Genomic DNA, 14924 nt, shown 5'->3' with positions numbered 1-14924 from the left:
ACCGTAAAGGCACTGACGATCTCCCCCGCGTGCCTGGGGGGCACTCCGCCTCAAAGGCGATGGTTTGGGTCGGTTATTTTCCCCGTTTCTCGATGGCAGAAATATTCAAGGTCTTTTCGCCGTGTTTCCAAGAGATTCCGAAGTTTGGAGAGCACGAAATCCGTCGACCCTGGATCGATGGCCACGATGGCCTGGATGACGCCGGCCGCACGGGACAACTCGGGACTGAGGTATTCGGGAAGGGGCGGGGTTCCGCAGGAAAGCCGGAAAAAATGGATCTCCTTTTTATCCAACCCGTTCAATTCTTCCCGTAAAAGGGGGAGCGCGGGACGTCCCGCATTATTTAACGAACCGAACCAGCCGATCAAACTGAATTGGGAATAGGGATCCATTTCAGAAAAATGAGCCAGAATGGGCGGGAGGGCCGCCCCGGATAAAGGACCTAGTCTTTCCAACACCCCAAGGTCCCTGAAGAACTGCTGAGGATTCCTTGTGGAAAGCCTCTCTCCGATAAACCGAGCCACCCGGATTTTTACCTTCGGCTGAGCGCGATCCAAATCCAGCAGAGCGGGGTCCCGGATTCCAGGATCCAAGGAGTCAAGACGCCACTCCAGCGAACGAAACCAAAGGACAAGGAGCCGACGCCAGGGAGGTAATTGAAATGACGCGGACCTGCTCTTCATTTGACCCTTCAAAATCCACCCAGGCCTTCCCATGGCGTTGGCGACTCGCTGGGTGATCGTTACGGATTCACCTTCAGTAAAACCGTACCGCCACCGATGGAAAAAAGAGGGACCAAACACGTAAAGCCGCATCCCTAAGTCCATGAGGATGTAACAAACAAGGGCAAACACAAGGAGTCTCTTCCCACGATTCATCATCCCTTCTTAGAAACCAAACCAAAAGAAAAGTTCCCCCCGTTCATCTGTTTCACGGTTCGAAGCGCCCCTGAAACCCAAGCGATGGCATCAAAATGCAGATCCCGCGCAGAACCCCGCTTCACCCGCCGGCCACACACCACCCTCCGATACGGGACGCCAAAAACCCAGGTAATATCAGCGAAGCGAACGGACGCCCCAGATCTCGTCGCAGTATTCCCGAATGACCCGGTCCGAAGAAAACTTACCGGAACGCGCGGTGTTCAAGATGGACATACGGGTCCATCGGCGGGAATCCCGCCAGGCGGAGGAAACGGCTTCCTGGGCCGCGGCGTAAGCGGCGAAATCCGCCAAGACGAGATATTCGTCCGATCCCCAAAGGCTTTCGACGAGGGGGCGGAACAACTCTCGGTCGCCGCCGGAAAAATGACCCGAACCCAGCAGGTCCAACACCCCTTTCAATTCGGGGTTGCCGGCTCCGAATTCCCAGGGCCGATATCCGCGGGCTTTCAGCCCGTGGACTTCGTCCACGTTCAAACCGAAAAGGAAAAAGTTCTCAGGCCCGACCTCCTCTCGGATTTCTACATTGGCGCCGTCCAGAGTGCCGATGGTGAGCGCGCCGTTCATGGCGAATTTCATGTTGCCGGTGCCGGAGGCCTCTTTCCCGGCGGTGGAAATTTGTTCCGACAGATCGGCCGCCGGATAAATTAATTCGGCATTCTGAACATTGAAGTTCGGAACAAAAACCACCCGAAGGCGATGGTTCACCTCCGAGTCGCCGTTGACCACATCGCCCACGGCGTTCACGAGCTTGATGATGCGTTTCGCCATGAAGTACCCCGGCGCCGCCTTGCCTCCGAAAATGAAAGCCCGGGGCGGGATGTCCAGGGACGGATTTGCCTTCAATCGCCAATACAAAGCGATGATGTGAAGAACGTTTAAATGCTGTCGTTTGTATTCGTGAATGCGTTTAACCTGGATGTCAAAAAGCCATTCGGGATCGACATCTATGTGGGTTTGGGCGCGGATATAGTCCGACAAACGGCGCTTGTTGGCGAGTTTGATCTTTCTCCAATCGTCCTGGAACGCCCCATCCTCGGCGCGTGGCTCCAAGCGGCGCAGTTCTTCCGGCCGGGTGATCCACCCGTCTCCGATGGCGCGCCCGATTAACCCCGAGAGACCCGGATTGGCCAGCGCCACGAAGCGACGGGGGGTGACGCCGTTGGTCTTGTTGTTGAACCGCTCGGGCCACAGATCGTAGAAATCCTTGAGCACGCTTTTTCGGAGCAGATCAGAATGGAGGGCGGCCACCCCGTTGATGGCGTGGGACCCCACGCAGGCCAAATGGGCCATGCGAACCCGTTTCGGAGAGCCTTCCGCAATGAGGGAAAGCCGGGCCACGCGGCTCTCGTCCCCAGGAAAACATTCCCGGACCTTGCCCAGGAACCGGGAATTGATTTCAAAAATGATTTCGAGGTGCCGAGGCAAGAGTTCGGCAAAGAGCGGCAATGGCCAGGTTTCGAGAGCCTCGGGGAGGAGCGTATGGTTCGTGTATCCGAAAGTCCGTTGCGTCACGTCCCAAGCCTGGTCCCAGCCTAACGATTCTTCGTCCACCAACAGGCGCATCAACTCCGCAACGGCGATGGAAGGGTGGGTGTCGTTGAGCTGGGCGGCCCAATATTTCGGAAAATCCAAGAGGCTTCGGCCCAGTCCTTTGTGCATCCTCAACATATCTTGAAGCGAACAAGCCACAAAAAAATATTGCTGAGAGAGGCGTAGGCGTTTGCCCCTTTCCGAATCGTCATTGGGGTAGAGCACTTTGCTGATCGTTTCCGACACGACTTTGGCGTCGACCGCTTTGGCGTAATCCCCGGCGTTGAACGATTCGAATTCAAAAGCCTCCACCGCCTCGGCCGACCAGAGCCGCAGGGTGTTGCAGGTGGCGACCCGGTAGCCCGGAATGGGCGTGTCGTGGGGAACGCCCTTCACCTGACGCCCCGGAATCCAGCGCACGCGTTGGCCCCCTCGATCGTCTTTTTCAAACTCCGTGCGCCCGCCGAAGGACACCGTGATCGCCAACTCCGGTTTGGCGATTTCCCAGGGGTTCCCGTAGCGTAACCACTTGTCCGTCACTTCCACCTGCCAACCGTCCCGAATCACCTGGTCGAAAATTCCGAACTCGTATCGGATCCCGTAGCCGACCGCGGGCCGTTCCAGCGTAGCCAAAGAGTCCAAAAAGCACGCCGCCAACCGGCCCAACCCGCCGTTGCCGAGCCCCGGCTCCTCTTCATGGGCGAGAATTTCATCCAGGCTCTTTCCAAGGGCTTCCGCCGCTTCCCTGGCCTCGATTTGAATGCCGAGATTGACCAGATTGTTTTCCAGTTGGGGCCCCATCAAGAACTCGGCCGACAAGTAACAGGCCACTTTCACGTCTTGGGCGAGATAAGTCTCCAGAGTATCCGCCCAACGTTGAAGAAGGCGGTCGCGCACCGCGTAGGAGAATCCCATATAAAAATCGTTCAAACTGGCGAACCGGCGCGTTCTTCCTTGTAGGGAGAGGATCTTATCGATAACGAATTTCGACAGGGGTGGGAGCCCGTTTCCTCCGTTCGGAAGAGAGGCTTTGTTATTCAATGAATCCTCCTTTAACGATCCTTATTTCGGCACCCAGGTGGACGGAGTGACGAGAGGAAAACCCTCCCGGGACTTCCAAAACATATTGCGCCGGGACGTGCGATTTCAAAAGCCGGTCCGACAGGGGTTCTGCCTTCGCGATCAGAGCCACCAACCGAAGGTCAGAATCAAAGAAGAGTAAATCCAAGGGAACAGGGGTGTCGCGCATCCAAAAGATCCGGGGCTTAGCGTTAGGGTAAACGAAAAGCATCCCCTCCCCATCACCGGCCAAGCGACGGTCCATAAGCCCGCGGTCCTGCTCGGACGTTTCGTCTGCCACTTCCACGTCCAGACGAATGGGCAACGCATTCGAGCTGACCAAAATCTCCACAGCAGCGTCGCGACGAAGAGACGATCGCCCCCCCACCTCCGAGCCCGACGGAATCGCCCCCTGGAAGGAAGCGGCGGCGACCATGAGTCCCAGAGCGCCCAGCGCTATTTTCCCCCGTCTCATTTTCCTATAAACGATTCGGACGGCCCGCCCCAGTAAGAGATAAAGCCCATCTCCCACCCCGCCCCCTTATTCCCCTTGAGCCCATCGCCGTAGCTCAATGATAGGATGAAGGCGGGACTCTCCCATCGCACACCGGTTTTATACTGAGTCGGCGAATAGGCCTCGCCCTCCGTACCAAAAAACTCGCCCACAATGGCGCACCGTGGGATAATTTTGTAGACCGCGAGGCGTGAGGAATAGGTGAAACCCAAGGCGGTTTCTTTTTCTGCACCGAAGTTTTGGCTGACCAATCCGCCGGGAATGAAATCGAACAGGACATCATCGCCGTGAAAGGCGACGGTAAGTGGTGCCTCGGCCCAGTATTCTTTCAAATCGTTGGTAAGATCAGAAAGTTGATAATAGGCCGGGCGAACCCCGGTGCCGAATTTCACAGCCGCCCCGCCATTTTTTGCCTGATTTTCGAAGAGGGTATACTTGGCATAGCCTGTCAACTGGTAATAGGCCGCTCGATCGTTTTCCTTATCCTCCCGGAACGCCGTTGCACCCAAAGTGAATTCCCAGTGTTTATACAAGGAAAACGTATCCAAAAACAGCGTGTGACGTTGGCCGACCGTCACAATGACGGTGCTCATTCCTTTCGGCGTTGTCCAATAATTGTCCGAGTTGAATTGTTGGGCACGCGCCGGAGCCCATGCCCCCGCTAACATTCCAATTAATAAAACAATCAATTTCCCTTTAACCCGAAGCCTTCCGATGTCTTTTCCTTTTTTATTCACCAAACCCACCATATACGGGATCTCCTTTAGGTCCATAAACATTAAGCAAAAACATCTTGCCATTTTTTAAACTGCCAAGGGCTTGCATGGCGGCGTTATTGCCTTTGTCTTTATAGCGAAACGGCGGCGGTGCGGGGCGGTTCCCCACGCGCGCGGCTATCATTTGCCCCACGTATCGCCCCTGTTGGAGCGCCACCTGGGAGACGCCGGGGAGAAGGGGCATTGGGTCCGCCATTCGCATGGCATCTCCAATGACAAAAATGGACGGGTGCCCAGGCACAGAACAATCGGAATTCACCAGGACCCGAGGACGAGAGGCATTCATTGGGCGCTAAAGAGGAATGAATTCTAGCCGGTGATAAGCGTCGGGATGGGCCACGGAGGGGCCGGCCACCAACAGGGCCAGGCCGGACGTGGCGCCATGGCCCTTCAAGGATTCTTTGAGGAAGGGGCCCCAGGATTCCGGTTCCTGTTCCATTTGGCGAGGGAGAATTCCATAAGAAAATTGCAACCCTTGTGACACCGCCGAATGCCTAGAAATGGCCACGATCCATTCCACCGGTTTAAACCGCGAAATCATGCGGGCCGTGGTTCCCGTTCGGGTGGGCACCAGCACGGCCGAGAAGGTGGCCATGGTCAAAGTAAATTCAACGACCCGAGCCAGAGCGTCGGCCCCGGAATGTTTCGCCCCCGGGGTCGGGGCGCCGTCCATACGGACACGGGGACGCCCCTTCTCCGTGACCGCGGCGATGCGGGCCAGGGTGGCCACGGCCTCTTCAGGAAATTTACCCACCGCCGACTCGGCGGAAAGCATCACCGCGTCCGTCCCGTCTAAAACGGCGTTGGCCACGTCCGTGGCCTCCGCCCGGGTCGGCAGGCGGCTGGCGGTCATGGACTCCAGCATCTGGGTAGCGGTGATCACGGGCTTCCCGGCGTGGTTGGCTCGCGCGATCAGATTTTTTTGGGTCAGGGCCATGCCTTCCAGAGGGACCTCCACGCCCAAATCACCCCGAGCCACCATAACCCCGTCGGCGGCGGCCAAAATGTCGTCAAAGTGTTCCAGCGCGTCGGCCCGTTCGATTTTAGCGATCAAGAAAGGATTCCCCCCCAGTTCCTTGGCGGCAGTCCGAACGGCCTCCAGGTCGGCGGCGGTTTCAACAAACGATTGGCTGACCGCGTCGACCCCATTTTTAATGGCGAACTCCAAACAGGCTCGGTCGTGGTCCGTGAACGCGCTGATGCCCAGATCCATCCCCGGCAGGTTCAGCCCTTTTTTGGACCGCAATTCTCCCCCCACCTCCACCCGGCAGTGAACATCGTTTACGTCCACCCGTTCCACCAAAAGCTGAACCAACCCGTCGTTCAAATACAATCGACGGCCTTTTTGAACGACGATGGGGAGACGCTTAAAGCTCACGGACACCCGTTGGGGGGTGCCCGCAACTTCGTCCGTCGTCAAAATAAAAGGATCCCCAGCTTTCAGATTCACCGGATCGGGGGCGATGGAGCCGATGCGCATTTTCGGACCGGGCAGGTCGGCCATAATCACGATGGGCCGTCCCACGGCCGCCGAGGCCGCCCGCAATGTTTTAAGGCGTTCGCCATGTCCGGAAAAATCGCCGTGGGAAAAATTGAGCCGCGCGATGGACATCCCCGCGCGAATCAATCGCTCCATCATGTCTTGACTTTCCGACGAAGGGCCGATGGTGGCGACGATCTTCGTTTTACAAGGCAGCACGTAGGCCATTTCTTTATACCCCCGTATTTTATTTCCTTTCCTAACCCCCTCATCCGGCCCTTCGGTCCACCTTCCCCCAAGAGGGAAGGAAAACAGAGAATTTCCCTCTCCGCTTGGGAGAGGGTAGGGTGAGGGGAGGAGTAACTTATCTTTTCATCACATTTGAGCCGGTTGACCCGTGTCGGCCCTGGAAGGCACAGGGGCCATTATCGGGAAAGTTTATCCCACCGCCCATTTCATCACGATTTCCCAGGGTGTGTTTAATAAAGCGCTGGGCTTTAAAGATCTGGTCGATCCGTTCCTGGCTCTGGCGGTCTCCATCCCGATATTAACCGCGATCTCGTGGATGTTGTTGAAAAAGCAAGAATCATGAAAAAACTTTCCAATATTTTTCAACTGGGAATTAAGGAACTTCTCAGTCTCTGGCGGGACCCGGTGATGGTGATTTTTATCATTTACGCCTTCACCTTCGCCGTGATCAGCGGGTCCAAGGCCACGTCCGGGGACGTGAAGAACGCTCCCATCGCTATTTTGGATCAGGACCAATCCCCTCTTTCACAACGCATCGGAAACGCCTTTTTCCCCCCGCGATTTAAACCCGCCGTTCCCATTCAAGTCCACGAAGTGGACCCTGCCCTGGACGCGGGAACCTACACCTTTGTGTTGGACATTCCCCCCAACTTCTCTCGGGATGTTCAGGCGGGCAAACAGCCGAAAATTCAGTTAAACATCGACGCCACCCGCATGAGCCAGGCGTTCCTGGGAGCGAGCTACACCCAAACCATCGTCATGGACGAAATTCGAGCCTATCTGCAGGGGCACAAAACCCAACCCAAACCGCCGGTGGACATCGTGGTGCGCTACAAGTTTAACCCCACCCAGACAACGGTCTGGTTCGGGGCCATTGTAGCGTTGGTCAACCAGATTACCATGTTGGCCGTGATTTTGACGGGCGCGGCCTTGATTCGGGAACGGGAACACGGAACATTGGAACATTTGTTGGTGATGCCCCTGACCCCCTTTGAAATCATGATGGCGAAAATTTGGGCCAACGGGTTGGTGGTTTTGGTGGTGACCGCCTTATCACTGAAATGTATCGTACAGGGCGTTCTGGACATGCCCATCGCCGGTTCCGTCCCGCTCTTTCTGGCGGGAGTGGCCCTGCACCTCTTCTCGGTGACGGCATTGGGCATTTTGATTGGCACGGTGGCCCGCACCATGCCCCAGATGGGCCTCTTGATGATCCTGGTGATCATCCCGCTTCAAATGCTCTCCGGCGGTAACACCCCCTACCAAAGCATGCCGGAAGCCGTGCAGTTCATAATGAAAGCCGCCCCCACCACCCACTTCGTCGCCTTCGCCCAAGCCATCCTCTTCCGCGGCGCGGGCCTGGAGGTGGTCTGGCCCAGCTTTCTCGCCCTCTTCATCATCGGCTGTGTCTTTTTCGGCTCCGCCCTCGCCCTCCTGCGCAAAAGCCTCTCCGCGGCGGCTTAGAAAAATCCAACATTAATAAATGACGGGGGATTCGGAATTTACACGACGGAACCTTGTCTATTGAAACCGGCCCTCTTTCAGGTCAAGAAGCTCCTTTGAGGGCTATGTCGCGGACGCTGGGGTTGCTGTCCCCAATGTAGGGAAGAAGCTGGGCTTGGCCAGCGGCGCCCAATTGAGCCAGTGCCCAGGCGGCGCGGATGCGAACGGTTTCCCGGGCGCTTTTGTCTTTTGAAAAAAGGTAATTCTTCTCCTTGAGAAGACGGCCTAGCGATTCCGCGGCGGAGGGATCCCCCAACCGTCCCAGCACCAGACAGACGGTTTCCGCCTCCGCCACCGACGCCTGACGCAACAATCTCAGCAACGGCATCACCGCGGGCTTATACCTCTGGTCGCCAAGCACATCCGCGGCCAACCGGCGAACGCTTTCTTTCTTGTCCCCAAGGAACTTGACGGCCAATTCCGAAGATTTGTCGCCTGGAAGTCGGGCCAGAATACGGACGATGGCGTGGCGCAAATCCGGGTCTGGATAATGGATCAACGTCCCCAACCCATCCAGAATTTCTTCTCCCCCCACCGTGCCCAAAACACTGACCACATTTAAAAGGGCATATGTCGTGTTTCCCATATTTAATTCGGAGGCCAGCGCCTTTGCTCCGGGGACCCCGTATTGGCCCAATTGTTCCGCCGCCAGAGATCGCAGAGCGCGATCCCGAGAATCGATAACGATCTTCACGAATGCGGGAATAGCTAAATCACCCACGTGGCTCAACAATCGCCGCCCAGCCTCCTGTCTCTCATTTTCCTTCGAGTGGATGTCTTCCACGACAATATCCATCAGTTCTTCCAACGCTCGCTTCAAACACGCCCCGGATATTTCCGGCCTCTCTTTCGGCAACGACTCCTTTTGCCCCCTCAGAGAACAAAGCTTTTCGGCCACCTCCAACGCTGTTCGCGTGCGCCGGGCACGGTAGTTGTGGATAAAATCGTCCGTCAGTGCTCCCAACACTTCATGGACAACGGGGACAGCGCGTTCCTCCTGGGCTTCAGTCAAAAAGGCATCCCTCAACCGGTCTCCGAGATCATCCCTTAGGTAAGTCCAGAGGACCGGCAAAAACCGGCGCGCCCATTGGGCGGCCCGCTCCCGCAAGGTCGCTTCCCCTTCCAACAAAATAGACCGCACCCGTTGGACGACATCCTTGGCTCGATCCTGGAAGCCCGCGGCGAAAAGGGACCCTAACATTTCCGCCAATCCCCGCCCCCCCCCTTTTATAAATTCCGAGTCCGTTAAGCCTATTAAACGGTCCACCTCCATCCGCAGATCCTGCGACGTCTCCATCGCCGCATACTCCGGGACGGTTTCCAGCAATCCCCGCTGGGCCAACTTTTCATAAACAGCGCGGGGAATCTTTCTTGCCGAGGCGCACTTCGAAAGCTTGAGGACCATGGTTTTCAGTTTCTCATGCTCCCTTTCCATTTCTTTGCCTTTCCCGGTCGTCTGAAGTTTGAGTTCCCAGCGAAGGGTCTCATTCAATAACTCCAAAAGTTTCCCTTGGTGCAGAGCCGCCAGAACATCTTCCAAAACGCTCGCGCCGCCGGACCCAAAACCGACATCCGCGTCAAACAGTTCTTTTAACAAGGTGGCTTCCATCAGAACCAAACGTTCAGCCAGATGTTGGCGGAGGGTCGCCTTCATGGTTTCTTCGGGGATTGTATCAATGTATTCAAGCGAGGCTTTAAGCGACGCCCGCATTTCTTGGTTGGATTCCAACGAGTGAAACTGAGAAAGGCCTTTGGCCACAACGGCCTCGTCCCCGGAGACTTCCATGACCCGGGTGTCGGTGACATGGATGTGCGTTACTTTTTTTGTGTCTAACCAATCCGCGAACGAACGGTCGGGAAATCGTTTCCCGCTCAGCCCTTCCACGAGAATCCGGATCTCATCACCGGGGCAACCCGCATCAAAAGTCACCCCTTGAATCCCGTGTTCTTCGAATACTTGAACCAAGAGGCTTGCGGCAACGACCTCCGTCTTGTCAACAAAAAACCGGTGGCCGTTACGGGAAAGAGTCAAATTCTCTTTTTTTTGAAGGAAGGCATTGATTTCTTCCTGAACAAACGCAACGACCTCTTCCACCGATCGGCTTCCGGTGGGGTAAAGTCGTTGGTTCATTATAGCGGCTCGGAGCCTGGCCGAGAGCCTGGATTCTTCCACGGTTCGTAACTCCTTTAATTTCCCTTATTTAACCCCAAAAAGGCTATTTTTCAATGGCTATTTTCCTCCTGAAAGAATCGGAAGAGGGAGCAAAGACCCAGGGCTCATGCCGAGACATGGAATGTCGAACGCAAGTTTCAAAAATGAGGGGGGCCCGAAATTCGACGGGGGGTCGTCACCCCCCCTACGACAAAGTATAAACCACACAAAAAAAAGATGAGGAAATAAACAATGCCACAAAAGCGATCAGGAGATTGTTGGCCTTGAACTCAGAAAAACAATCCGCCGTCATCGCCATCTGTTATTGGAGGCAGGTCTTTTGTCAGTCGGAAAAACCCGGCCCATGCCGTCGTGTCGAACGAGGGCGTCGGTGATCTTGAACTTGAAAAGATTTTTCTTTGACATCACCATAATTGTAGATCATTTATTGTGGAAAGAAATTGATTCAAATTAACCGTGCCTTTATGTTTTTAGGTTAGCGGTGAAGGCCGATTAATCCGATGACCCCCAGGCGAATCATCATGACGGCGATGGCCGCCAGGAAAATATGTACGACCTTGGAGAGGGCTTTGAGGCCGGCGGGATGGAAGAACCGCGCCAGGGGCGTTGCAAAAGTGAGGGCGAGCCAAACGAGGGAGAGGTTGGCCCCCAACGACAAAAGGGTCCAGGTTCCCCCGTGGTGGTCCATCAGCATGAGAATTGTCGTCAGAGCGGCCGGACCGATAATGAGAGGCGTTCCCAGGGGCACCACCCCGGCGCTTTCGTCGGGGTCCCGCCCTGTTTTTTTCGAAAACAGCAGGTCCGAGATGGCCAGCACCAAGAGCACAAGGCCGCCGCCGATGCGGAAATCATCCGCCGTGATACCGAGAAGTCGGAAGATCGTCCGTCCCGCCACCAAGAATAAAAGGGAAATCCCAAACGCTGTGAGGACAGCTTGAAGGGTAATTTTCCTGCGTCGGGATCTTTCAACCCCCCCCATCATCCCAAGGAAAATCGGCACCGTCCCGAATATATCAATCGCCACAAAAAGCGGAATGAACACGCTCCAGAACATTTCCATGGCCCTATGATATCAAAAGACACCGCTTCTTTAGGTTAAATCGGATCCAGTCGCCCTGGGAATGGCCCCCCAAGGGACTCGACCCCTCCTCTCAGGGGCAATGGCAAATCGATCTTTAGCCGTGCCGTTTTTGGAAATCGGCCATGAATTGGATGAGGGCATCAACGCCGGCGGCCGGCATGGCGTTGTAGATTGAGGCGCGCAATCCACCCACGGCGCGGTGTCCTTTTAGGCCCGACAGACCTGCCGCCTCGGCCTCTTTCAGGAACAGCTTTTCCAGGTCTTCGTTCGGCAGACGATAGGTCACGTTCATGATGGACCGATAGGCCTTGTCGACCGTGCCTTTATAAAAACCCGAACCGTCGATGGCGGCATACAATTGAGCGGCTTTGGCGCGGTTGCGGGTTTCCATGGCCGCCACCCCGCCCTGGGCTTTCACCGACCGAGTCACCAGAGCGAGCACGTAAATCGAGAAGCAGGGCGGGGTGTTGTGAAGGGAATCTTTCTCCACGTGGGTTTGGTAGCGCAACATGGCGGGCAGGCTCGTAGGGGCCTTTTCCGCCAAATCTTTCCTCACGATCACGACCGTCACTCCGGCGGGCCCGAGATTCTTCTGCGCGCCCGCATACACCAGTCCGAATCGGTTCCAGGGAATTTCGCGACTCATAATATCGGAGCTCATATCGCCGACGAGGGGCACCGGGGAATCTGGAAACACCGACCATTGAATGCCGTCCACCGTTTCGTTGGAGGTCATATGCAAATACGCGGCATCGGGGGACACTTTAATTTCCGATGCGAGGGGAACACGCGCGGGTTGAATCTTTCGGCTGTCGGCCGCCACGCGCACCGCGGCCACCTTCCCCGCCTCTTTAAACGCCCCGTCGGCCCATTGGCCGGTGAGGGTGTAGTCGGCAGGTTTCCCCCCCGCCAGGTTCATGGCCACCTGGGAAAATTGCTGGGTGGCGCCGCCTTGCAAAAACAAAACGGCGAACTCGGGTGGCACGCGGAGAAGGCTCCTCACATTGCCCAACGCTTCCATGTGCAAGGCCTCGTAGGTGCCGCCACGGTGGCTCATGCACAAAACAGAGAGCCCGGTGTTGCCGCAATCCACCACGGACTGGGACGCTTCTTTAAGGACTTCTTCCGGCAAAACCGCCGGGCCCGCGCTAAAATTATATTTCACTCGTGTCATGGTCGTCTCCTATTCTTTGAACGCTTCGGCGTACCGAGTCAAATCCGTCGCCATGGGATCGCCCTTTAATTCCAGGGCGGCCTGCCGCATGAGGGAAAACATGGGTTCCACTTCTCCCACGGCCAAACAAGAGAAGGCCACGCGCACGTCGGTCGGGGCCGTGGCGATCAGGCCCACCCCATGCTTGTCCAGCAAATAAAGCCGATAGGCTTCGGCATTCAACCCTTTTAATTTCATGGAAAAAAAATAACCGGAGTTAAACGGGTACGGTGTCCAAACGTCGGCGTATTCCGGCTGAGCGAGAACGTCTTTCACCTTGTCGTAGCGCGCCTTCATCACGTCATATTTCTGCCGTTTGTCCGCTTTATACGAGGGAGCGGTCATGGCCTTCAGAACCACGCTTTGGGACAACTGGGAAACATTGGAGATCGCCCCACGGACGACCCCCGCGGCCTTTTTCTCCAGGGCCTCGGCCACTTTCGCCGGGCCGGGAAACGTCAGAAATCCCACGCGAAGACCCCACACGTAATCTTCCTTGGTCGCGCCATCTAACTTAATGGGAAGGATATTGACATGGCGCTGAACCAACTTAGCGAAAAGGGATTCTTGTTGCCACCAGCGGTTCATATCCCAAACCAAAATAGGCATCGTCACAGAGGGCCACGAACCGACGACCGCCCTGGGCCAAATTCACGAGCGCGTTGGCGATGGCGTCGGCCTCTGTTTCCGTGGGCGTATAGCCCGTGGGATTGTTGGGAAAATTTAGGAGGACGAGCGCCTTTTCGCCCGGCCTCACGGCCCGTAGGGCGGCGGTGAAACCGTCGACGTCAAATCCGCCCGCTTTAGAGAACAGGGGGTACCGCGCCATGCGCGCGCCCCGACGAAGGCCGAACACCATATGGTAATTTTCCCACAATTGGTCCGGAACAAACACCACGTCACCCGGGTCGGAGAACATATCCGCCGCAACGCTCAACCCATGGGTGATCCCGCAAGTCACCACCGGCGTGCCCACGGCGGCGGCTGATAACGACGGATTCTTTTCCAACAGTTCTTTTTTCCAAGCCTGGCGAAGTTCGGGGGTGCCAAAGGACGGGGCGTAGTTCAACGCTTCCTGAGGCGAGAATTTGGGGAGCAGGTCCATCACGGCGGGCAAGAACATGGGCCCGCCTTTTTCTTTGGCGATGCCGATGGTGGCGTTGAACCGTTTGGCTTTCTGTCGCGCCTCCGCGGTCTGGGTCAGAATGCCCTTGGGAAAATAAAATTCACGCCCGAGAGCCGACATCATGGAAAAAATTTCCGGCGCCTCGCTTTTAATTATTTCATTAAGTTCAACGGCTAACGGGTGGCTCATCACCAAGTCTCCTCTCATCAGTGGGGAAAAGATATATTTTATAAAAACCGGACCATAAACATATCGATTATTCTTTCAACGACCACTTGAACAAAGGAAGTGGACCTGGGCGTCATAGCCTTCTGGGCGCCTCTCCAACTCTCGCGGATTCGAACCTTTCAGCGCAGTGGGCCCTCCATCGTCGAATTTCCGACCGTCCCAAACGGATTCCCTGACGAAGGTCATGGACGGAGCCTGGTTTAAATTCATACCCTATGCCCAACTGGAAAAAGGGTCGCGACGTCACCCGTGCCGGGGCGGGCGGCCCGGTGAGTTTGGCAGGGGGCTTTCCATGACGGGGCTTTTGTTCCGACGGGTCTTGGGAGTGGCGGTATTGTTGAGCTTGATGCTCGGGGTCACGACCCGGGCCGGGTCGTTCTCGATTCGTACGCGGGCACGGCACAGCACCGACCTGCGGACTTGTTCGTGAATCAAACGTCTCCGCCCCAAAACCTACACCTCACCGTGAACGGTTCAGCCTCGCCCGTGTTCGGGGGAAGGGTCCTCTGTTGGTTTGAGAGGGCGCCGTGGGCGGGCTTGGGCGGCGATATCAGCTACTACGAGTTTAACAGCGCCGTCCTGAACGCCAACGTTTTCCCAGCGTCCGTTTTCGGAGGACTTCGAATCCCCCTGGGAATCCCCTCGAACCACTCCGCGGCCCGCGCGCAAATCTATGGGTTCGGGGGCCTTTCGGTTTTGCTCGCCGACGTTCGCGCCAGCGTGAACGGCATAACCGGCCACACCTTCATTAGCCCCTGGACGAACACCGGGGAATCCTCCACCGGCCTTGTGGCCCCTTATCTGTCGGCCGGGCTGGCCGTGCAACCCTGGGAATCCCACGGCTTCTTTCTGGAATACCGCCACGTCGCCTTTGACGTCGATTTTCTCACCACCCATTCACCGCTCTTCCCCACCTCCAACACTCGTTTCGAAGCCTCCTTCGCCACCGACCAAATCCTCCTGGGTTTTTCTTTCTGTTTCCCATAACCTCGAAACACTCAGCCGCCCCGGTTTCCCCGTCTGGAAAGGGAGAGCTTTTCTTTTTGGAAGA

The 14924-nt window shown here is 56.4% G+C and carries 13 protein-coding genes and 1 pseudogene; 4 read left to right on the top strand and 10 right to left on the bottom strand.

Annotated features, from left to right (window positions below):
• Positions 1–50 precede the first annotated feature (50 nt).
• The 6 genes from IPP35_01535 to pyk all read right to left on the bottom strand — a co-directional run bounded on the left by IPP35_01535 (position 51) and on the right by pyk (position 6528).
• Positions 51–593: a hypothetical protein gene (locus tag IPP35_01535; protein MBL0057818.1), complete on the bottom strand. Its 543-nt coding sequence runs from the start codon at positions 591–593 to the stop codon at positions 51–53.
• Between the two features lie 462 nt (positions 594–1055).
• On the bottom strand, positions 1056–3512 hold the full coding sequence (locus IPP35_01530) for a glycogen/starch/alpha-glucan phosphorylase (GenBank protein ID MBL0057817.1): 2457 nt from the start codon (positions 3510–3512) through the stop codon (positions 1056–1058).
• Complete coding sequence (locus tag IPP35_01525) at positions 3505–4005, bottom strand: DUF192 domain-containing protein (protein MBL0057816.1); 501 nt, start codon at positions 4003–4005, stop codon at positions 3505–3507. Before IPP35_01525 ends, IPP35_01530 begins: the two co-directional genes overlap by 8 nt.
• A complete protein-coding gene (locus IPP35_01520) occupies positions 4002–4793 on the bottom strand; it encodes a hypothetical protein (GenBank protein MBL0057815.1) in 792 nt (263 codons plus the stop codon). Before IPP35_01520 ends, IPP35_01525 begins: the two co-directional genes overlap by 4 nt.
• Positions 4774–4944, bottom strand: a complete 171-nt coding sequence (locus IPP35_01515) for a hypothetical protein (GenBank protein MBL0057814.1) — start codon at positions 4942–4944, stop codon at positions 4774–4776. Before IPP35_01515 ends, IPP35_01520 begins: the two co-directional genes overlap by 20 nt.
• Before the next feature lie 168 nt (positions 4945–5112).
• Entirely contained in the window at positions 5113–6528 is a 1416-nt protein-coding gene (gene pyk, locus IPP35_01510) for a pyruvate kinase (protein MBL0057813.1), read from the bottom strand.
• A gap of 169 nt (positions 6529–6697) precedes the next feature.
• Between pyk and IPP35_01505 the strand changes: the two genes are divergently transcribed.
• Entirely contained in the window at positions 6698–6892 is a 195-nt protein-coding gene (locus IPP35_01505; GenBank protein ID MBL0057812.1) for a hypothetical protein, read from the top strand.
• Positions 6889–8013, top strand: coding sequence for an ABC transporter permease (locus tag IPP35_01500; protein ID MBL0057811.1), 1125 nt, complete (start codon positions 6889–6891; stop codon positions 8011–8013). The genes IPP35_01505 and IPP35_01500 overlap by 4 nt, the downstream gene beginning before the upstream one ends.
• Positions 8014–8095: 82 nt before the next feature.
• Here the strand turns inward: IPP35_01500 and IPP35_01495 are convergent, their stop codons facing one another.
• The 4 genes and pseudogenes from IPP35_01495 to IPP35_01480 form a co-directional block, all read right to left on the bottom strand.
• Complete coding sequence (locus tag IPP35_01495; protein MBL0057810.1) at positions 8096–10183, bottom strand: HEAT repeat domain-containing protein; 2088 nt, start codon at positions 10181–10183, stop codon at positions 8096–8098.
• A gap of 517 nt (positions 10184–10700) precedes the next feature.
• On the bottom strand, positions 10701–11285 hold the full coding sequence (locus IPP35_01490) for a MarC family protein (GenBank protein MBL0057809.1): 585 nt from the start codon (positions 11283–11285) through the stop codon (positions 10701–10703).
• Positions 11286–11400: 115 nt separating this feature from the next.
• Positions 11401–12480 carry a 3-phosphoserine/phosphohydroxythreonine transaminase gene (serC, locus tag IPP35_01485; protein MBL0057808.1) on the bottom strand — a complete coding sequence of 360 codons (1080 nt, stop codon included), beginning with the start codon at positions 12478–12480 and terminating at the stop codon, positions 11401–11403.
• Positions 12481–12489: 9 nt separating this feature from the next.
• A pseudogene (locus IPP35_01480) lies at positions 12490–13834 on the bottom strand (aminotransferase class I/II-fold pyridoxal phosphate-dependent enzyme).
• 331 nt (positions 13835–14165) lie between these two features.
• On the opposite strand from IPP35_01480, the gene IPP35_01475 reads away from it, so the two are divergent.
• Together IPP35_01475 and IPP35_01470 are read left to right on the top strand one after the other, a co-directional pair.
• Positions 14166–14303, top strand: a complete 138-nt coding sequence (locus IPP35_01475) for a hypothetical protein (protein MBL0057807.1) — start codon at positions 14166–14168, stop codon at positions 14301–14303.
• On the top strand, positions 14300–14860 hold the full coding sequence (locus IPP35_01470) for a hypothetical protein (GenBank protein ID MBL0057806.1): 561 nt from the start codon (positions 14300–14302) through the stop codon (positions 14858–14860). The genes IPP35_01475 and IPP35_01470 overlap by 4 nt, the downstream gene beginning before the upstream one ends.
• Positions 14861–14924 lie beyond the last annotated feature (64 nt).

The sequence above is a fragment of the Elusimicrobiota bacterium genome, from assembly GCA_016721625.1.
GTDB lineage: Bacteria > Elusimicrobiota > Elusimicrobia > FEN-1173 > FEN-1173 > JADKHR01.
This window is presented reverse-complemented; position numbering and strand designations above follow the sequence as displayed.

Bases quoted from the DNA above. Each gene is read 5' to 3' on its own strand.
- IPP35_01515 (MBL0057814.1), bottom strand. From the start codon at position 4,944: ATGATAGCCGCGCGCGTGGGGAACCGCCCCGCACCGCCGCCGTTTCGC.
- IPP35_01495 (MBL0057810.1), bottom strand. From the start codon at position 10,183: ATGAACCAACGACTTTACCCCACCGGAAGCCGATCGGTGGAAGAGGTC.
- IPP35_01490 (MBL0057809.1), bottom strand. From the start codon at position 11,285: ATGGAAATGTTCTGGAGCGTGTTCATTCCGCTTTTTGTGGCGATTGAT.
- IPP35_01475 (MBL0057807.1), top strand. From the start codon at position 14,166: ATGACGGGGCTTTTGTTCCGACGGGTCTTGGGAGTGGCGGTATTGTTG.
- IPP35_01500 (MBL0057811.1), top strand. From the start codon at position 6,889: ATGAAAAAACTTTCCAATATTTTTCAACTGGGAATTAAGGAACTTCTC.
- IPP35_01525 (MBL0057816.1), bottom strand. From the start codon at position 4,005: ATGAGACGGGGGAAAATAGCGCTGGGCGCTCTGGGACTCATGGTCGCC.
- pyk (MBL0057813.1), bottom strand. From the start codon at position 6,528: ATGGCCTACGTGCTGCCTTGTAAAACGAAGATCGTCGCCACCATCGGC.
- IPP35_01520 (MBL0057815.1), bottom strand. From the start codon at position 4,793: ATGGTGGGTTTGGTGAATAAAAAAGGAAAAGACATCGGAAGGCTTCGG.
- serC (MBL0057808.1), bottom strand. From the start codon at position 12,480: ATGACACGAGTGAAATATAATTTTAGCGCGGGCCCGGCGGTTTTGCCG.